The sequence below is a fragment of the Pedobacter namyangjuensis genome (assembly GCF_003313325.1).
GTDB classification, from domain to species: domain Bacteria; phylum Bacteroidota; class Bacteroidia; order Sphingobacteriales; family Sphingobacteriaceae; genus Pedobacter; species Pedobacter namyangjuensis.
Window position 1 is genome coordinate 182,419 of sequence record NZ_QMHQ01000002.1, and the last position, 19,282, is coordinate 201,700.

Consider the following 19,282-nt stretch of genomic DNA (forward strand, 5'->3'; position numbering starts at 1 on the left):
AAGCCTGATGCAGTAATTAGGTTAGCTATTATTGGCCACCGCCTTGCATAGCTTGTAATTCCTCGTAAGTAATTTCGTCGTAACCTTTCGGGATTTCAGTAACAGATAGTGCATCAACTTTACCCTCTGTTGCAGATTTTAAGGTTACAGTACCGCCTTTTCCAGTAAATTTAACTATCGTACCTTTAACATCTTTAAATTCTCCTGTAAACATATTTAAAGGAATTTCAGCATCTTTTGTAATCCAAACCTCATAACTTTCGCCAGCAGCATTTTTATAGGTATATTTTTCTGCGTTATACGTTGCAATAACTTGTTTTTCGCCAGTAGCTTTAAAATCAGATAATTTCCCGCCACCTAATGCCTCAGTTTGCTTGTCTACATCAGCTTTAGACATTTTTGCCGCTTTTTGCATTTGAGCAACTGGTACATCAACTAAAACCAATCCTGTTCCGTTTTTGCTATCGTTAAAAATACCAATAGTGGCCGGTCCAGCAGCTATCTCTAATTTAGAAATGTCGCCGTTGAATTTAATTGTTTGCTCTGAATCTCCTTCAGCATTTTTCATGGTGTATACCAAAGTGCCGGCAGAAATTTTCTTTTGTGCTTGTGCGAAAGCAGCACTACTAATTAAGATTACGGCAATTACGCCAGTTTTAAAAGATTTAAACATTGTATTAGTTTTAATTTTAGTTTACCATTTAATTTCTTCTCTCTTTAAAAAAGCGCCAATTCCATTCTTAAAATCGTTGCTTTCTCTTACCCTTGCATTAATCTGAACCGCCATATCTAAACTTTTTTCTAAAAATGGATTGGTGGTTTCGTTTATTAATTGCTTAGTTACCATTAACGAGTTTGCCGATGTGTTATTACAAAGGTTAATCGCAAAATCATTTACAGTTTGATTGATAACCTCTTTTTTTGTTACATAAGTAATCAGGTTATATTCTAAAGCCTTTTCTGCGCTAAATAAATCTCCTGTTAAAAGTATTCGTTTGGCAATCGTTTCACTCGTTTTACGCATTAAAAAACAGGACACTATTGCCGGTACAAAACCTAGCTTAACTTCGGTATATCCGAAATTTGCTTCTGGAACTGCAAAAATAATATCGCAAACTGTTGCTAAACCGCAACCACCCGCTATCGCATGGCCCTCAACTTGCGCAATTACAACTTTCGGAAGATAGTAAATTGCGGTATATAATTTTCTTAAATTGTTAGAGTCAGTTAAATTTTCTTCGTGCGAATTGCCTTGTATTTTCTGTAAATAGGCTAAATCTGCACCCGCACTAAATGAGGGGCCATTGCCCTTCAATATCACTACTTTAACTTCATCATCTTCGCCGGCCTTTAAAAAAGTTTCGGTTAATAAATTTATTAAATCTGGATTTAACGCATTACGTTTATCAACTCTGTTTAAAGTTATGGTTGCAATTCTGTTACTTACTTCATACAGTACCAAATCTTCTGCCATACAACTGGTTTATTTTAGGTTTACCAAATATGCTTTATTTTTCTTTAACACAAAGTGATTTAATCGTTTTTTGTTTGCATCATTTACAAATTCTTCAATTCGATAATCTTTATTGCTTGCATCAATTAGTAAATTTTTAAAATCGATTTCTGTTGCTAACTGCTCAATTTTTAGCTTAGGATTTTTATGCAACCATACGCTTTCGAAGCTAGGTTTGTTTTTGATGTTCTTGTAATTCAACGAGCTATCGATTACTAGAATTCTATAATTATTAAACACGATTTGATTTTGCTTTTTGACGAAACTTTCCATAACCGTATCACTGCTCATGGCTAAGAAATCTACTTTTGAAACCTGAAGCTGATCTAGCGCAGGCTTTACAAAAAACTCGAAATTTTTGTCGCTTTTTGTTAAATCTGTAAGCAATGTTGCACCATTACCGTTAATAAAGGCAGCTGCATAGTTTTTTCTGAGGGTAAAGTGTATAATTTTTTGCTGACCCGAAAAGTTTTCTTTTTGAACCAAAACAACGGATTGATAAGCAATAAATAATATTATTGAAGTAAAAAACAGCTTTTTGTTTGGACGTTTACTAAGCGAATAAATTAGCATGGACAATATGATGGAAAGTGCAAACAATTGCCATTTTGTTATCCAAATAGAATTTATTCCAGAAAAAGGCAATTCGGCGATCCACTTTAATCCGTTATTGGTAAAAGTTATAATCCACTCAAATAGTGGAGCTAGAAAATATACCCGTAACATTAAAATTCCTATCCCTAAATACATCATCAGCGTTAGCGGAATTAAAATAAATAGGTTTGCTACAATAAAATATACTGGAAATTGATGAAAGTAGTAAATGCTTAGAGGGTAGGTTGCCAATTGGGCAGCCAAACTCATAGCTACTGTAGCCCATAATTTATCCAGCCATTTATTTTTTATATACATCCAACTGTATATTTTTGGCTGGAGGTATATCAATCCAAAAACAGCTAAAAACGATAGCTGAAAACCAACATCCCAAACCAGAAATGGATTGTAAATTAACAGGCATATGGCGGTAAACGCCAATATATTGTAGCTATTGCTGTTTCTATTAAATGATTTTGCAATAATAAAAACACTAAGCATTACGGCAGATCTTAACACAGAAGGAGAAAAACCTGTTAAAAGCGAATAATACCAGATGAGGGAGCAGATTAAGACAAGTTTTACTATTCGCCCGATTAATTTTTTATCGAGAAAGAAAAGTGCCCAATTAAGAAAAAGGTAAATAATGCCAACATGCATTCCCGAAACCGAAAGTGCATGTATGGTACCGGTTTTAGAGTAGGCATTAAGTGTTTCTTTACTTAAATCGCTTCTGTAGCCCAATACCAAAGTTGATGCAACTGCGAAGGCTTCATCATTTTTTATCAGTTTTCTGTAAATAGCAACTTGCCTTTGCCTAACGTCTAAGGCATAATTTATTAATGAGTTTCCTTTATTCTTGCCAATTTTTATTAAATGATCTTGATTTACGAAACTTTGATGATAAACATTCTTACTTGCAAGCCAGGCTTTAAAATCAAATTCGGCGGGATTGTAGGATGGTTCGACTGCTAAATATTGGGCAGAAACTAAAAGTTCATCCCCATATTTAAGTTTTATTGGCTTAGTTTCATTTAGCTTTAAAGCAAGTAACAATTTGCCAGACTTTTCTACAGCTTCACCATGTACATAAGCTTGGGTAACGTTAGTTTCAAATCTCAATATGTCGTTTGTTTGCTCAGGTTCATTAGCAATCCAAACTTTTAAGTATTCGTAATCTTCATTGGCATAATAGTCTGTTTTAAAAGATTGGTTATGCAAAATGCATATTAATCCGCCGAAGGCAAAAAAGAATAAATGAAACAAAACACCAATAATTCCTTTAAACTGATAAGCCTTAAACTTTTTATAAAATGCATTAATTATCAGTAAAACGAAAAATAGAATAACATTTACACTTGCTATAAGCAATAAACTTTCTTTAGTTGCCGAAATATATGCGCAAATAATTCCCAGTATAAATGGAACTAAAATCCTAACAAATATTATTTCTGCTTTAAATGTCAATGCTATTAAAATTGGTAACGAACTTGTAATTTAACTTCAGTTTTTTTGTTGCCTTTTATCTCGTCCAAACCAGAGCCAACGGTTTCTACACCTTGATAAATGAACATAGCGTATCTTGCCCAAACATCTAAACGTTTTGCTAATTTGTATTTTAGGTTTAAGTAGTTTCTAAATCCCCTTCCGCTGTACATGCCAAAAGAAAAATTATAAAGTACGTCATCCTCGTAAGCGTATATTCTGCTGTTGTAAGAGGCTGTATTAAAATATGCAACCCTTAAGTTTCCATTAAATTTTGATAGGTTAGGGGTATAGGAGATATCCTGGTAGATCATATATCCAAACTCTGCTGTAGGTTGGCCTTTTTTAAATTGTGATACTTCAACTCGGTTTTGAAAACCTAAAGACTTAGATAACTTCCAACTTACATCTGCTCTATAAGATTCTTTTTTAACATGATCCAAGTAATTTATTGCCACATCTAAATCTGTGTTTTGTTGTTTAAGTTCACTTTTATATCTTAAAAATGCCTTAAAGGTTTTGTTTGGGGTGTAGGTTAGTTGGGCTAAATATTCATATCCATTGGAAGGTGCATCAATTCTAAATTTAAGCCAAGGAAATTTGAAATAATCTGCATAAATAGAAAAATTCCAAGCTTTTACCGGCGTGATGTTCAACCCCGCATAAAATCCATTTTCGTTAAACGCTTCACTGGCTTCTGCTGTAGCCTGATTAAAAAAGTTGTGGTGATTTTTTTGGTAATTGCGATGTAACACAACTGCGGAAACTTTTGAAGATAAACTAATCAATGCGCCGTTTAAAAATCCATAACCACTGTTGAGGCTTTTAGCGGCTTCTCCAAATAGATAGATGTTTTTATAACTGTAGTTATAATTTACACCAACGTTTGTTAACGATAGACCCGTAAAATTATATTTTCTGTAGAGTTGAGTTCCGGTTATAAAAGCCTTATCGAATTTTGTAAGATAGCCTATAGCTCCAATGCTTAAATTTTTATGTTGATATTGAACTACACCACCAAAAATTTGTTGGCTAACGCTATTTCTATTCTTAATTTCTGTTGCAGTTCTATGGTAGCCTGTTTCACTTAAGTTTGCTAACACCGATTCTCTGTTTTCATTCAAATCCAAACTAGCATCTAAGTTTCTAAATGATACGAAAGGAGTAAAGTCTATACGTTTTGTAAGCGAAACTGTTGTGGCTAAACCTCTTAAAAAAGAATATTCATTAGCAGAGGTGTAAGCTCTCAGGCCGATATCCTTCTTTGCAACAGATGCAACATCTGGCGCTTTGCCAAAAGAAAATCCAGTCCAAAGTGTTAAACCTTGTCCAAATTGTAGGGAATAGTCGCCGACAACAATTTTCTTAAATCGCCCGGTATTGTAGACTGCAACGTGTGCGGTTTGAAAATCGAAAAGAAATTGTTTGTCACCTTTAAAAAAATATTCGCCGGCGTCTTTCTCGAATATTAACGAAGCAGAAACGCGATTACTGTAGTTGTACTTATAACGAAATAGAAAACGTTCTTGAGATCCTAAATATCTGCTTCCGGGTAACTCTGTAAAGCCTTTCGGCTTTTCTAATAACCTGGCCATACGTATAACTAAATCGTTGTCTGCCAGTACGCGTAAATTTCTCCAGGTAATTTTATCAACCAAGTCAGTTTGGTTAAGCGTTACAAACGGCAACAGTCGCTGTACCGTTTCAAGATCAAAATTTGGGATGCTTTGCAATTCTAAAACATCTATCAACTTTCCATTTTTTTCTAAATGCGTAAAAAGGTTGCTAATTTGCAATGGCGAAAGAAAAATTAGACTATTTAATTCTTCTGTAGTCGTCTTATTTAGGTTTATCGGTCGCTTCTTGTAGAATAATAATCTGTCTTGTAGCTCAGATAAATCGAAATCTTCGGGCAGGTTTTCAGCCAAGCTTTCAATTAAGTCTTGCACAAATTTATCATCTTGTGTTTGCGCCTTTGTAGCAAAGCTGATAAATAGAAGCAATATGGTTATTAATTTAAAACGCATAGGCCAGCGCAATTTGAGGTGAATAGCCTAAATTCGGATCACTTTCTACGGCGCCGTCAAAAGTTAAATGCTTGTATCTTATGCCGAAACCAGCATATTGCTTAAAGGATTTTGCTGTTAAGCCACCCCGTAAACTTAAAACCTCGAATATATTATAATCGATACCCAGGCCAACATCAAAAGCTTTATCAAGTTCTTTTTTAATATAGCTTGCAACTAAAATTTTGTTAGATGCGTTATAGCTTGCACCCAACGAAAAGATGGTTGGTATCTGTGCGGAAAGGTTTTGTGTTTTATATTTCTGCAGAGTTGGATTGGATACGAAAGCGCCGAAAGTTAAGTTGCCGTTATACTTGTACATTAAACCTACATCCGCAGAAAAACCATTTGTAGAACCGTAATTAGTAATTTTGATCTGATGGTAATTGAGTTTTATTCCGATAGCAAAGTTTTCACTAAAAGCTTTTGTTAACGCAATCCCTGCATTTATTTCGTTATACTCCGTTATACCGTACCGTTGGATACTTAGTCCGGCAAAATTTCTGTTGAAGGGTATTACAAAAGCTAAACCTTGATTGCTTATTTCTGTGCTGGTAATTGATTTTCCATAACTGAGCGCTAGGGTAGGTTTATTTAAACCTGTAATGCCGGCAGGATTTCCGTTAATACTCCAAATATCTTTAACTGCTATTGTGTTATTGCCCATGCCAAGCAAACGGCCACCAGTATTGTTTTGAGCAAAACAACACAAACTAATTATAAACATGGAGATTGTTAAAATAAATACTTTGTTCATAGGCTAGATAAAACCAATTTAACAAAATATAATCTTATTTATATATATAATTATAAAATATAATTTCATTTAAACTAATAATTTAAAATTTAATTTTATAATTTACTTAATTAACTAATCGATAAAAAATTAACCTGTATCTAATTGTAAATAAAACGTTCGTTGTCAGAAAATCAATTTTTCCGTAATATAAATGGCGTAATTTTTGATAAAAATGTTGCAGTTAAACACATTCATTATGAAAATTAATAGTAGACTATCCGCAACACCTATTTTAAGCCTCTTAACAATTTTAACGTTAACCTTTACATCCTGTAAAAAAGACAATTCTGTAAATGAACCTGTTGTTTACGGAGATGCATCTTTGAAAGTTGTAAATACAGTTCAGGGGTCGTTAGCTCAGGATTTTTTTCAGAATGATACCAAAATATCTACAACTCCTGTCGCCTATGGCGAAGCTACTGGATATTTAACCATAAAAGCAGGTAATAGTACCATAAGTTACAAAAACACAGGTAGCACAACGGTAAACGCAACAGCCGGGTTAGGGCTTAACACCAATGATAGTTTTACCGTTTTTTACGTTAGCAATGCTAATGGTTCTGGTGGAATTATAGGTTTTCTAGATGATACTGTTGCTCCGGCTACAGGCAAAGCTAAAGTTAGATTTGTAAATATTGGTGCTGCACTAACAAATACAATTAATGTTAATATTACCGGAGGTGCTGCTTTAGCTACAGGTTTACAATACACCCGTAGCAGTGTTTATAGTACAATAGATGTTAATACTGGCTTAACTGCTACAGTTTTAGGTTCTACCACGCCGATATCAATTCCTGGTGTTACATTTCAAACTGGTAAAATATATACTGTTTGGTTTGATGCGGCAAGTTCAACATCTTTAAATTATCACGTAATACAGCAGAACTAAACTTTTGTTAGTTATTTAAAGAAAAGCATCTCCGAATAAGAGATGCTTTTTTTTATGGGATAAAGTATCGTAAAATTTCTACTTTTGATTGATAACAGATGGAAAAAACAAAAGAAATTAAGCTAACCTACAGAACCGTAAATGTAACGAGATACATTACCCCATTGAGAGAAGGTGGTTCTATGCCCGCAATTGCAGAAGCTGATGATGAGTTTTTGTACGTGCTAAAATTTAAAGGTGCTGGACAAGGGCACAAGGCTTTAATAGCTGAAATTATTGGAGGAGAAATAGCTAGAGCGTTAGGCTTACGCGTCCCTGAATTGGTATTTGCTAAATTAGATGAGGCTTTTGGCCGTACAGAACCCGATGAGGAAATTCAAGATTTGCTGAAAGCTAGTGTTGGTTTAAATTTGGCTTTGCACTATCTCTCTGGCGCTATCACTTTTGATCCTACCGTAAATAAAATCGATTCGTTATTAGCATCTAAAATTGTTTGGTTAGATTGTTTGTTAACGAATATGGATCGCACTGCGAGAAATACAAACATGCTTTTTTGGCATAAAGAGTTATGGCTGATTGATCACGGCGCATCGTTATACTTTCACCATTCTTGGCAAAATTGGGAAGAGCAAGCCAAAAAGCCATTTACATTGGTTAAAGACCATGTGCTATTAGCGCAAGCAGCAGATTTATTAGAGGTAGATAAATCACTTAAAGCTGTATTAACTCCAAATTTAATAGGCCAAATTTTAGATTTAATACCAGATGAGTGGCTGGATGAAACGATATTTGCTACTAGCGGAGCACAAAGAGAAGCTTATGCGCAATTTTTAAATACTAGAATTGTCAATTCTGAAGTTTTTGTAAATGAAGCACAAAATGCAAGAGAGAAGCTTATTTGAGTATGCGGTAATTCGAGTTGTGCCAAGGGTAGAACGAGAAGAGTTTATTAATGTTGGGGTTATTCTATACTGTGCAAAACAAAAATTTTTAAAATGTTTGTTTGAAATTGATGAGCAAAAATTTAGCTGTTTTAAATGTGGACTTGACCAGGAAACTGTTTTGGAGAATTTAAAAGCTATACAGCATATTTGTATTGGTATAAATGCCGGGCCGATAGGAGAGTTGGATCTTGCATCGAGATTTAGATGGCTAACAGCGACTAGAAGTACGGTAGTACAAAGTTCTAAAGTTCATCCTGGCTTTTGTATAGATGCAGACGAAACTTTAAACAAGTTGTTTGAACAACTAGTGCGGTAATTTTAGAGGTAAAAATATTTGAAGGCGAAAAACATATTTTGTTAATCCAAAATATGTTTTTCGCCTTTTTTTGGAATGCTAACGCTATAACCCTCTACACTCAGTGAAGTAGCTAAAGCATTCATGCTTTTATCTTCTCCGTGCACTAAAAATACTTTTTTAATTTTAGCAGGATCTTGACTTTTCACATTAGCTACCAAATCATTATGATCGCCGTGACCACTGAGCAAATCTGTTTTTTTAATAGATGCATAAACCATTAAATCTCTATTGCGCAATCTTACGATAGGATCACCACGCAATAATCTGTCTCCCAAAGTGCCTTTTGCGCAAAATCCTATAAATAGTATGGTGCAATAGTAGTTTTGAATATTGTAATATAGATGATCTTGAATCCTGCCACCTTCCAACATCCCTGCAGATGAAATAACGATGCAGGGTTCCAGATAATTCATAACAGATTGGCTTTCTTTTCTATCTTGAACATAAGCTAAATTATCAAACTCAAATTCATCACCTTTGGTTTGATAGAAATCTTTTGCTTCTTCACTTACCAAATTATGATGCCTACGATAAACTTCAGTTGCATGATTAGCCAAGGGGCTATCTACAAAAATTTGTACAGGAGGTAGCAAACCTTTGCTAAATATTTGATTTAAAGTGAAAACCAACGATTGCGTCCGGCCAATACTAAAGGCGGGGATAATCAGTCTACCAGGGCTTTTAACGCAAGTTTCACTTATTGCATCTACTAATGTTTCTTCAAGTGTTTTATCATGCGTATGATTTCTGCCACCGTAAGTAGATTCAGATACCAGATAATCTAATTGAGGTAAAGTTTCTGGATCTTTTAAAACCGGATAATTTTTTCTGCCAATATCTCCCGTAAAACCTATTTTTTTAGAAATCCCGTTTTCTGTAATTTCTAAAACTACCGCAGCTGCTCCTAATAAATGGCCAGCTGGAACGAAAGTTAAAGAAATACTACCATTAATTTTGAACGGTTTGTTGAATGCTATGGTTACAAAACGATCAACAGTTTCCATTACATGCTTTTGTAAATATAATGGAGCCGGGCCCGAACGTCCTTTGCCACGTTTAGGCTTTCGGCTTTGCTTTCCTAAAAATATATTTACAGAGTCTAGTAAAAGTAATTCGCTTAAATCTGCAGTAGGGGCAGTACAAAGAATTTGCCCCTCAAAACCCATTCTAACTAAAGTTGGTAAATTGCCAGAATGATCTATATGCGCATGTGTTAAAATTACAACGTCAATATCAGACGGATCGAATGGGAAATATTGATTTTCTTCCTGATAAGTTCCCTTTTCGTAGTCAAGTCCGCAATCTATTAATATATTATAGTTACTGGTTTGCAATAAATGCATACTCCCAGTAACTTGTTGCGCTGCGCCCCAAACGGTTAGTTCCATCAAATTCTATTATCTTATTAGCGCAAGATATAATTTTAAATTATTTGTTTTCCGGCTTAGTGTCTACTATTTCACCAAACTCGTTTACGTAGGCCATCATGTTTTCCAAATCGCCACCTGTAGAGTTTTCCCTACGCTCTTGCTTACGTTCTTGTTTTTCTTGTTTTTTCTTTTGTTTATTTTTTTCAAGTTGCTTTTTCATAAAAGTTGCCTGAGACTTTGCCATAATATTATAGTTATAATTAAAAAATACTATTCTCCAACTTACCGTATTTTGGAAGCCGAACTGACTAATTAAAAGACTAAAATTCATTCTATGTAGGCAACGGACACCTTTTTTGAATTAGAATGCGATAATTTCAAATTATCCTTGAAGTGGTAATTAGGAGAAAAGTTTACTGATTTTCCGTTTAATGCAAATTTAATAAAAATTACCCGAAAAACTAAATGTTGATTCTGTTTGTTGTGTAATAAAGTCGATTTTGGTAAATGAAATTGGCAATTAAAAATAATGGTAAATTAATTTTTGGCATTATTTTTTCAAGGATGTTAATTATTAGTTATTAAAAATCTAACCCAAATGAAAAAGATATTCGCAATAGTTACATTGGCTACAGTATTAGCTTCATGTGGCAACAGAGAAAAAGAAGATGCATTAGCAAAGCAACAAGCTATTGTAGCTGTTAAAGATAGTTTGAAACTTGATAGCTTTAGAAGAGCAGAAGTAGAAAACGAAAAACGTAAAGTTGAAGAAAGACACCAAGCAGAACTTGCTGCAGCCAGAAGAAGTGCAAATGCTAGTTACTCTGGTGGCGGTACAAGAACAACTTCATCTGCAGGTACAACTACTACAACCACAACAACCAAGAAAAAAGGTTGGAGTGATGCCGCAAAAGGTACCGCAATTGGTGCTGGTGTTGGTGCCTTAGGTGGCGTATTAATTGATAAAAAAGATGGTAGAGGTGCTATCATTGGCGGTCTAGCTGGTGCAGGTGCAGGTTATGCTATTGGTAGAGCAGAAGATAGAAAAAGCGGTAGAGTTCAGAAGAAAAATTAATCTAATACCAATTATATTAAAAGCGTCCAAGTTTAATTACTTGGGCGCTTTTTTATTTCTGTCTTTTCAAAATCATTTATCTTAATTAATTGTAACAAAATTTAATTGTTTTTATCATTGTATGAAAAACAGAAACCTTGAAACTTTATATTACATTAGCCGTAGTTGTTGTGCTGGTTATAGCAACTATCTGGATTTTAAATCTGCCAGTATTTGGAAAACATCCAGGTGGAAAACGATTAGAACGCCTTAAAAAATTACCAAACTATAAAAATGGACAAATAGAAAATTTATCGCCTACACCCAATTTGCCAGATAATATAACGTATTTAGACATTATTGGTAAAATGATAAAGGGCAATGATAAAGCATCTCCTACAAAACCAATTCCTCACGGGATGCCAGATTTTACTAAAAGCGAGGAATTGAAAATCACTTGGTTTGGCCATTCTTCGTATTTATTACAAGTGGATGGGGTAAACATTTTGGTTGATCCAGTATTCAGTGAGAGAACATCGCCTTTTCAGTGGTTAGGTTCTAAGCAATTTTTAGGAACCAATTTTATTAAAGCAGAAGAATTGCCAGATTTGGATGTAGTAATTATAACTCATGATCATTACGATCACTTAGATTACAATACGATTCTCAAATTGAAAAACAAAACCAAAGAATTTGTAACCTCTTTGGGCGTGGGTGAACATTTGGAAACTTGGGGAATAGAAGCCAACAAGATTACTGAGCTAATTTGGGATCAAAATATGACAACAAAAAATGGTACAGGCATAACTGCCACCCCGGCAAGGCATTTTTCTGGTCGTGGTTTTACCAGAAACAAATCTTTGTGGTCGTCTTTTGTACTTAAGACTAAAAACAACAGTATTTATGTTGGTGGAGATTCTGGTTATGACACGCATTTCAAAAAAATAGGCGAAGCTTACGGACCTTTTGATGTTGCAATTTTGGAGTGCGGACAGTACAATTTGATGTGGCCACTAATACACATGATGCCAGAACAAGTTGCACAAGCTAGTATAGATTTAAAAGCTAAAAAATTGCTTCCCGTACATTGGGCAAAATTTAAATTAGCATTACACGATTGGGACGAGCCAATTAAGAGGCTGGTAGAAAGTACAGAAAAACAAAATATAAACATATTGACCCCAATCCCTGGTCAAACGTTTAAATTGGATGATGGAACAACTGCAAAAAAATGGTGGTTAGAAATAGCAGATTAAAAGAACAAACGTTTATATAATGTTGTTATTAGCATAAATACTAAACTTATGAAAACAGATTTTGTAGAAATTTTTCAAACTATTAGAGCAGAAATACAACCCTACGCTGTACAAGGATTAAATGCTACTGTAAATTCAGAAACTTCTTATCAACTATTTACCGCAAAGGCCATAGCAACAGAAGGTGATGTTAAAAATGAGATTTTTTTTGCGGGAGTAGAAATTAAAAAAGATCACGTTAGTTTGAAATTTATGGAAACTAAAAATGGTGATCAAACTTCAGTATTTCATCCAGAATTGTTAAAATTGTTGAACGATAAATCATCCCTTAAAATTACAGAGCTAGATGATTTGTTATTAGAGAAAATTTCAGTGGCTCTGGCTACAACATTTACACATTTTAAGCATAACGAGTGGGTATAAATCCTTTTTGGCAAGAAGACGTATTTTTAACATTACAAGCTATTTGCCATGAAGCCGATATTGTAGAAGAAACGAAATTCAATATCATTGAAACAGAAAACTTAGCGATAAATCTTATTTCAATACACCAAAATCTTTTGCCTAATGATTATATTGTTCTGCAAGAGCGTTATCAGCAAATCAATAAACAACTGGTGCATTTGTGGCAAGATGTTTGGCTCAATAGAAGAAATCAGGTTTTAAGTAGATTCCGTTCTTTTTCGGAAATAAACGATAGATTCCACGGTCGTAAAGCTAAAATCAAATCAATTAGCATTTTGGAAGCGAAAGATTTTTTAGACGATAATCACTTACAAGGATATATCAATGCCAAGCTTCATTATGGTCTATTTAACGGAGATGATATAATTGCTGTTGCTAGTTTTAGTATGGCAAGGCCGATGAAAAGCAAAGGCGAAAATTACAAATCTGCAGAGCTTGTTCGTTTTGCGACAAAAGCTGGCATTACAGTGGTAGGAGGGTTAAGCAAACTAATAAAACACTATTTAAAGTTAAATCCAGTTAACGATCTAATGACTTACGCAGATAGAGATTGGTCTATTGGAAAGGGGTATGAGAAAATGGGTTTTGAGCTTACCGAAATTGTAAAACCAATATTTTTCTTTTTAAATATGGAGAGTGGTATCCGTTACCTGGCAAATAAAGTTCCACAAGAAACACTCGACGAATTTGAGCAACAAAAAACCTTAACTTTACAAAAATTTTTAACAGAAAACGGTTACCAGCAAGTATTTAATACAGGGAACCTGAAATATCTTTATTACACGTAATGTCATCTTCATTAGTTATAATTTTAGGTCCAACAGCATCCGGAAAAACTAATCTGGCCACTAAAATTGCCTATCATTTAGAGGGAGAAATTATCAGCGCAGATAGTCGCCAAATTTTTAAGGGGATGGATATTGGCACTGGTAAAGATTTAAGCGAGTACGTTGTCGGCGGCAATGATATTCCTTATCACTTAATTGATATTAAAGATGCAGGAGAATTTTATAACGTAAATAACTTTAAACAAGATTTTTATAGTGCTTTAAAATCTGTTAGAGAGAAGAACAAATTGCCAATTTTATGCGGTGGTACAGGAATGTATATTCATAGTATTCTCCAGAATCAACCATTTACTGCTGTTCCTAAAAATGAAAAACTACGCTCGGAATTAGTAGGCTTAGAAAAAAATAAATTACAGCAAAAGCTGAATACATATCCCGAGAAACTTACTTTACATGCCGATTTAAATTCTGCTAAGCGATTAATTAGGGCAATAGAAATTGCAGAATTTTTATCCTATAATGACTTGCCCTTAACAGAGTATCCTCCAATTTCTCCAATTGTAATCGGGTTACAAAGTGACATAACATATCGTAGGCAACAAATTTTGAACAGGCTGAATTTTAGATTGGAAAACGGTTTGATAGCAGAAGTGGAAAATCTTTTGGCAATTGGCGTACCAGCAGAAACACTAATCTTTTATGGTTTAGAGTATAAGTTTGTGGTTGCATATTTGAAAAACGAAATCAGCTATAGCGAATTGAAAGATAAACTAGGTACAGCAATTTGCCAGTATGCAAAGAGACAGATGACTTTTTTTAGAAAGATGGAGAAAGATGGGATTGATATAAATTGGTTGTCTACAGAAGAAGGCGAATCAGCCTTGCTAAAAAAAACAATTGAAATTATACAGCAAAAGAAAAGCCTAACTACAATTAGCTAGGCTTTTTATTTTTTAACCTTCAACAGGTTCTAGGTATTGAGCGTAGCAATAGCCCTCTTCATTATCGTTGGTTCTTACTAACCACCATTGTTCATTACTTCTATTTACTAAGGTAATTATTTCGTGGTGCGCAGCTTTTCCAACAATAGGCTGGTCTGTACCTGGGCCTTTACGAATATTTAGGTTGCTACTTTGTGTAACCACTTTAACTTTGGTTACAGCTGCATCTATAGCCACATTAACATTTAAAATTAAATCACCAGATGTGAAATTTGGGTCGATTGCGTTATAAACATCCCAAAGCTGATCTTTAATTGCCCCGCTAGATGCCGTTCCGTCAATGTAAAGCACACCATCTTGCTCTCTTACCTGTAAATCGGCAACGCCATTTGCTGTTGCTGTATCAATTAATTGTTTGTATTTATCTTGTAAAGCCATTTTGTAATTACTTAACCGTTAATTTATTGTCTATTTTTTTTGGTTTTAGAGAACTTAAAGCCATCATTAGTTTTTGCAAACCATCTTTTGTAATACTACCAGTTAAATTTATAACTCCAGCATTAACAGTTGCAACAACAGTTGGGTAGTCTTTAACGGCATCTTTTACAGATTGCGTTAAAACATCGTCTGTTGCAATAACAATTGGAGCAACAACTGTAATGTTATTAACTACAGATTTTACACCTTTAACTTCTTTAGCGCTTGACTCAGCTAAAGTTTTAGCTGCATCATCTTTTGCTTGTCCACCTACTGTTACAACGCCGTCTTTAACGTCGACAGTTGTAGCAGTCATTTCAACTGTTGCAATTTTCTTTTCTACTTCTGTTTTAATGTCATTGTCTTTTGGTTTGCAGCTGTACAACATAACTGTTGCTAATAGCAGCATCATAACCGATTTAAAAAAATTCATGTTTTAATAGATTTATGTTTTAAATAATGGATGAAATTATCAAATTATTATACAGGTTGAGCTAAAAAACACTCAATAAGTTTTCAACACAAATAGTTATTAATCAATAGTTTATGTTGTTGTTTTTGGAGTTAATTTGTTTAACTAATAGTATTTTTAGGATTTTGATTTAAAATGTTGAATGACCAATAATTTACCTCACTATCAATCGGTTATTTGTTGTAATGCATTTTGGCACGTCTTATGGCATACAATTTGTTTAATATGCATCTAGAGCGATTGCTCTAACAAAAAATTAACCTTAAATATTTAATAATGAAAAAAATTACAAAAATTATAGCTTCTACAGTAGCTGTAGCTGCTTTATTTATCTCAGTTAATGCAAATGCACAGTCTGCTCCTAAGTTTGGTATTGGATTAAATGTTGGTGCTGGAACTAGTGCAGGTACTAATTTGGCTATTGGTGGTGATATTCGTTATCAATTTGATCTTGATAAACAATTATCTGTTCCTGTAACAGCTGGATATACTAATATTGGTATCAAAAATTCTGATTTGAATATTGGTTTTATTCCAGTTAAAGCTGGTCTAAAGTACTTTTTTAACGATAGCGGAGCAGGTGCATATGGTTTAGCTGAAGCTGGTGCAGGTTTTGCTGTTGGAGATAACACGGGTACAAGCTTCGTATATTCTCCAGCGATTGGTTACTCTTGGAGTAACGGTTTAGATCTTGCAGCTAAATACGAAGGTTACTCAAATAACGGAAACGTAGGTTATGCAGGTATTCGTTTAGCATACGGTTTTAAACTTTAATTAAAATAATTTAATCAATTGAGCCTCAGATGATAATCTGGGGCTTTTTTATGTGAAATAATTTTTAAAATATTTTCATTTTCGCGAAACCGATTTACTAAGCTACTCGTAAATAGCGTAACAATTAATCACCTTAAAATTACAACTATGAAAATTACTACTAAATTTTTCGCAATTGCGCTACTTGCCTTTGCCACATCTACTTCTTTAAAATCACAAGCGCAAGAAATGACAACGATGGCCACGACAAATAGTGGTATGGCTTTCAAAATTGGTGCTGGCGTTGGTGCCGGTATTACAACAGAAAAGTCGCCATTCAGTTACGCATTAAACGCAGATTTACGTTTGCAGTGGGATTTGTCTCCATATGTGGCATTAACCGCATCTGGTGGCTATACTCGATTAATGGCAAAAGAAAACAGTATCATAGCAGATTATGATTTTATCCCGGCCATTGGCGGCGTTAAAGTATTTGCAATTGAAAGAATGTACTTAAGTGCAAATGTTGGTGCAGGTTTTGGCATTAAAGATGGATCTAAAACTTCGTTTATTTTTGGTGGTGGAACAGGTTACGAATGGAAAAGTGGATTAGATTTAGGCGTTCGTTATGAAGGTTATCAGCAAGACGGTACTTCGTCTACTTACCAGCCGGTTAATGGCCAGTTTGCACTTAGGATTGGTTATAATTTTTAATAATACCTTAAAAATTTAGAGAGATTAAATCTCTAGCTTTAAATAGTTGGAGATTTTTTTTTGACCAAGATTTGCTAAAATGATTCATTTGAGCCCGTTTTGGTTTTATAATATAAATCTAATAATTAAATAAAACATCCAAATCTAGAAGGCTTTTTTTGTGGTTTAAATTTTAAATGCTATTTTGAGCAAGAAACAAAATATAAACCTACCACTATTTGATTTTTCATATTATTAGTGGTTGAACGACAAAAAAATATGCAAATAAAAAGTTATTTCGGCATAGTGTCCATTGCATTGTTAATGGCTTGCAATAGTGCTGAAAACAAATCTACCGAGCTCAAAGATTCGGCTACCGGGGACACAACCCAGAATTTACCGACCACTGCAGTTAAATTTAAAGACACGAAATTGCAAAATATATACGGCGGTTACATTGGTCTTAAAAATGCACTAGTGGCTTCAAATGCTAAAGATGCTAAAACTGCAGCAGCTAAGCTAGCAACAGAGTTGAAAACCTATTCAGGTTGTGAAAATACTGCGCTAACAGCGCAAAATATCGAAAAGTCGGATGATATAGCCATGCAACGTAAAGAATTTACTGCGCTTAGCACAGATGTTATAAGTCTTTTCAAACATGCAGAACTAACCGAAGGAACTATTTACGTTCAACATTGCCCTATGGCTAACAAAGGAGATGGTGGTGATTGGCTAGCTTCGGAGAAAAAAATCCAAAACCCTTACTACGGTTCGGAGATGATGGAGTGTGGCGCAGTTTTAGAAGAGATTAAAACCAAATAAGAGCCACAAATAAATTACACGTTTTTGCCAAATTTAACAGCAACTTAACAGCATAGTTTGAGCAAAAAACCTATTTTTAAAACAGATTAACTATTTTTGTTATTTATATAAAACTATAATATATGTCAGCTATTGCAGAGATTAAGATAGACGGTAAAACTTATGAGTTTCCGGTGATTACGGGAACTGAAGGTGAGAAGGCCATCGATATTTCAAAATTGAGAGATTTAACAGGTCACGTAACTTTAGATTTTGGTTATAAAAATACAGGCGCTACAAAAAGTGCCATTACGTTTTTAGATGGAGAAGAAGGAATATTAAAATATCGTGGCTATCCAATTGAAGAATTAGCTGAAAAAGCATCTTTCCTAGAAGTTGCGTACTTGTTAATCTATGGTGCATTGCCTACAAAAGAACAGGCAGATAAATTCCAAAGTGATATTAGCATGCACACTTTGATTCATGAGGATATGAAGAAATTTTTTGATGGTTATCCTTCAAAATCTCATCCAATGGCTCAATTATCTTCGTTAGTTTGTTCGCTTTCTACTTTTTATCCAGAAAGTTTAGAGGCAAATCAATCTGAAGAGCAAAAAAACGAAACCATTATTAAAATGTTAGCCAAAATGACAACCATTGTGGCTTTCATCTACAAAAAATCTTTAGGACATCCACTTATTTATCCTAAAAACAAATACGATTACATTACCAACTATTTATGGATGACTTTCGGTCAGCGTACGGAAGATTTTGAACCGAATCCAAAAATCGTTAGTGCCATGAATAAATTACTAATCCTTCATGCAGACCACGAGCAAAATTGTTCAACTTCTACGGTTAGAATTGTAGGTTCATCAGACTGTAATCTTTACGCTTCTATTTCGGCAGGTATTTCGGCTCTTTGGGGACCACTACACGGTGGGGCAAACCAGGCGGTGATCGAAATGCTAGAGAAAATTAAAGAAGATGGTGGCGACACTGACAAATGGATTGCAAAGGCTAAAGACAAAAATGATCCTTTCCGTATGATGGGCTTTGGACACCGTGTGTACAAAAACTTTGATCCGAGAGCTAAAATTATTAAAAAAGCTTGCGATGATATTTTAGAAAGTTTAGGTATCAACGATCCAGTATTAGAAATTGCTAAAAAATTAGAACAGGCAGCTTTAACAGATCAATATTTTATCGATCGTAAATTATATCCAAACGTAGATTTTTATTCAGGTATTATTTACAGAGCTTTAGGTTTCCCATCAGAGATGTTTACTGTACTTTTCGCCTTAGGTCGCTTACCAGGATGGATTGCACAATGGAAAGAAATGAGAGAGAACAAAGAACCTATCGGTAGACCACGTCAAATATACGTTGGCGATGTAGATAAGCATATGTAATACATACCAATAAAATAGTTAAAGCCATTGCAATTTTGCATTGGCTTTTTTGTTTGCCGTCGTTTTTTGAAAAGATCGGTTTTGTAGCTCTTGGCGAAATTAGTCCCGCTGTACATTATAGTCCCAATGAAAAATTGGGAGCTATCATTTCC

Annotated in this window: 21 protein-coding genes; 12 read left to right on the top strand and 9 right to left on the bottom strand. The window is 34.4% G+C overall.

Annotated features, from left to right (window positions below; all coding sequences use genetic code 11):
* Positions 1-28: 28 nt before the first annotated feature.
* The 5 genes from DUT69_RS07965 to DUT69_RS07985 are packed head-to-tail and all read right to left on the bottom strand — an operon-like array spanning position 29 to position 6,415.
* Positions 29-673, bottom strand: a complete 645-nt coding sequence (locus DUT69_RS07965) for a hypothetical protein (RefSeq protein ID WP_113652707.1) — start codon at positions 671-673, stop codon at positions 29-31.
* A 21-nt stretch (positions 674-694) separates the two neighbouring features.
* Positions 695-1,474, bottom strand: a complete 780-nt coding sequence (locus DUT69_RS07970) for an enoyl-CoA hydratase/isomerase family protein (RefSeq protein ID WP_113652708.1) — start codon at positions 1,472-1,474, stop codon at positions 695-697.
* Between the two features lie 9 nt (positions 1,475-1,483).
* Positions 1,484-3,574 carry a ComEC/Rec2 family competence protein gene (locus DUT69_RS07975; protein ID WP_113652709.1) on the bottom strand — a complete coding sequence of 697 codons (2,091 nt, stop codon included), beginning with the start codon at positions 3,572-3,574 and terminating at the stop codon, positions 1,484-1,486.
* A 5-nt stretch (positions 3,575-3,579) separates the two neighbouring features.
* On the bottom strand, positions 3,580-5,619 hold the full coding sequence (locus DUT69_RS07980; protein WP_113652710.1) for a ComEA family DNA-binding protein: 2,040 nt from the start codon (positions 5,617-5,619) through the stop codon (positions 3,580-3,582).
* Positions 5,609-6,415: a PorV/PorQ family protein gene (locus DUT69_RS07985; RefSeq protein WP_113652711.1), complete on the bottom strand. Its 807-nt coding sequence runs from the start codon at positions 6,413-6,415 to the stop codon at positions 5,609-5,611. The genes DUT69_RS07980 and DUT69_RS07985 overlap by 11 nt, the downstream gene beginning before the upstream one ends.
* Positions 6,416-6,653: 238 nt before the next feature.
* Here DUT69_RS07985 and DUT69_RS07990 point away from each other — a divergent pair, with 238 nt between their 5' ends.
* From DUT69_RS07990 to DUT69_RS08000, 3 genes are all read left to right on the top strand, one after another.
* The gene (locus DUT69_RS07990; protein WP_162796215.1) at positions 6,654-7,346 is read left to right on the top strand and encodes a DUF4397 domain-containing protein; all 693 of its coding nucleotides are present in this window, start codon (positions 6,654-6,656) and stop codon (positions 7,344-7,346) included.
* Between the two features lie 98 nt (positions 7,347-7,444).
* On the top strand, positions 7,445-8,248 hold the full coding sequence (locus DUT69_RS07995) for a HipA family kinase (protein WP_113652713.1): 804 nt from the start codon (positions 7,445-7,447) through the stop codon (positions 8,246-8,248).
* Positions 8,226-8,606 (top strand): DUF3037 domain-containing protein, encoded by a 381-nt coding sequence (locus DUT69_RS08000; RefSeq protein ID WP_113652714.1) that lies wholly within the window; start codon positions 8,226-8,228, stop codon positions 8,604-8,606. The genes DUT69_RS07995 and DUT69_RS08000 overlap by 23 nt, the downstream gene beginning before the upstream one ends.
* 41 nt (positions 8,607-8,647) lie before the next feature.
* Here the strand turns inward: DUT69_RS08000 and DUT69_RS08005 are convergent, their stop codons facing one another.
* Positions 8,648-10,036, bottom strand: a complete 1,389-nt coding sequence (locus DUT69_RS08005; protein WP_113652715.1) for an MBL fold metallo-hydrolase — start codon at positions 10,034-10,036, stop codon at positions 8,648-8,650.
* Positions 10,037-10,076: 40 nt separating this feature from the next.
* Positions 10,077-10,349 (bottom strand): hypothetical protein, encoded by a 273-nt coding sequence (locus DUT69_RS08010; RefSeq protein WP_240186681.1) that lies wholly within the window; start codon positions 10,347-10,349, stop codon positions 10,077-10,079.
* A gap of 267 nt (positions 10,350-10,616) precedes the next feature.
* Here DUT69_RS08010 and DUT69_RS08015 point away from each other — a divergent pair, with 267 nt between their 5' ends.
* The 5 genes from DUT69_RS08015 to miaA all read left to right on the top strand — a co-directional run bounded on the left by DUT69_RS08015 (position 10,617) and on the right by miaA (position 14,522).
* Positions 10,617-11,093 (top strand): YMGG-like glycine zipper-containing protein, encoded by a 477-nt coding sequence (locus DUT69_RS08015; RefSeq protein WP_113652716.1) that lies wholly within the window; start codon positions 10,617-10,619, stop codon positions 11,091-11,093.
* A 137-nt stretch (positions 11,094-11,230) separates the two neighbouring features.
* Complete coding sequence (locus DUT69_RS08020; RefSeq protein ID WP_113652717.1) at positions 11,231-12,328, top strand: MBL fold metallo-hydrolase; 1,098 nt, start codon at positions 11,231-11,233, stop codon at positions 12,326-12,328.
* Between the two features lie 48 nt (positions 12,329-12,376).
* Positions 12,377-12,751, top strand: coding sequence for a hypothetical protein (locus DUT69_RS08025; RefSeq protein WP_113652718.1), 375 nt, complete (start codon positions 12,377-12,379; stop codon positions 12,749-12,751).
* Entirely contained in the window at positions 12,742-13,581 is an 840-nt protein-coding gene (locus tag DUT69_RS08030; RefSeq protein WP_113652719.1) for a hypothetical protein, read from the top strand. Before DUT69_RS08025 ends, DUT69_RS08030 begins: the two co-directional genes overlap by 10 nt.
* Complete coding sequence (gene miaA, locus DUT69_RS08035; protein ID WP_113652720.1) at positions 13,581-14,522, top strand: tRNA (adenosine(37)-N6)-dimethylallyltransferase MiaA; 942 nt, start codon at positions 13,581-13,583, stop codon at positions 14,520-14,522. The genes DUT69_RS08030 and miaA overlap by 1 nt, the downstream gene beginning before the upstream one ends.
* A 12-nt stretch (positions 14,523-14,534) precedes the next feature.
* On the opposite strand, the gene DUT69_RS08040 is transcribed toward miaA, so the two are convergent.
* Together DUT69_RS08040 and DUT69_RS08045 are read right to left on the bottom strand one after the other, a co-directional pair.
* Positions 14,535-14,960, bottom strand: a complete 426-nt coding sequence (locus DUT69_RS08040) for an SH3 domain-containing protein (protein ID WP_113652721.1) — start codon at positions 14,958-14,960, stop codon at positions 14,535-14,537.
* A 7-nt stretch (positions 14,961-14,967) separates the two neighbouring features.
* Positions 14,968-15,432, bottom strand: a complete 465-nt coding sequence (locus DUT69_RS08045; protein ID WP_113652722.1) for a BON domain-containing protein — start codon at positions 15,430-15,432, stop codon at positions 14,968-14,970.
* A 315-nt stretch (positions 15,433-15,747) separates the two neighbouring features.
* Here DUT69_RS08045 and DUT69_RS08050 point away from each other — a divergent pair, with 315 nt between their 5' ends.
* The 4 genes from DUT69_RS08050 to DUT69_RS08065 all read left to right on the top strand — a co-directional run bounded on the left by DUT69_RS08050 (position 15,748) and on the right by DUT69_RS08065 (position 19,130).
* Positions 15,748-16,245: an outer membrane beta-barrel protein gene (locus tag DUT69_RS08050; protein WP_113652723.1), complete on the top strand. Its 498-nt coding sequence runs from the start codon at positions 15,748-15,750 to the stop codon at positions 16,243-16,245.
* A 147-nt stretch (positions 16,246-16,392) separates the two neighbouring features.
* Positions 16,393-16,938, top strand: coding sequence for a hypothetical protein (locus tag DUT69_RS08055; RefSeq protein ID WP_113652724.1), 546 nt, complete (start codon positions 16,393-16,395; stop codon positions 16,936-16,938).
* A gap of 258 nt (positions 16,939-17,196) precedes the next feature.
* Positions 17,197-17,739: a DUF3347 domain-containing protein gene (locus DUT69_RS08060; RefSeq protein ID WP_205314237.1), complete on the top strand. Its 543-nt coding sequence runs from the start codon at positions 17,197-17,199 to the stop codon at positions 17,737-17,739.
* Between the two features lie 122 nt (positions 17,740-17,861).
* Positions 17,862-19,130 (top strand): citrate synthase, encoded by a 1,269-nt coding sequence (locus DUT69_RS08065; RefSeq protein ID WP_113652725.1) that lies wholly within the window; start codon positions 17,862-17,864, stop codon positions 19,128-19,130.
* Positions 19,131-19,282: the final 152 nt, after the last annotated feature.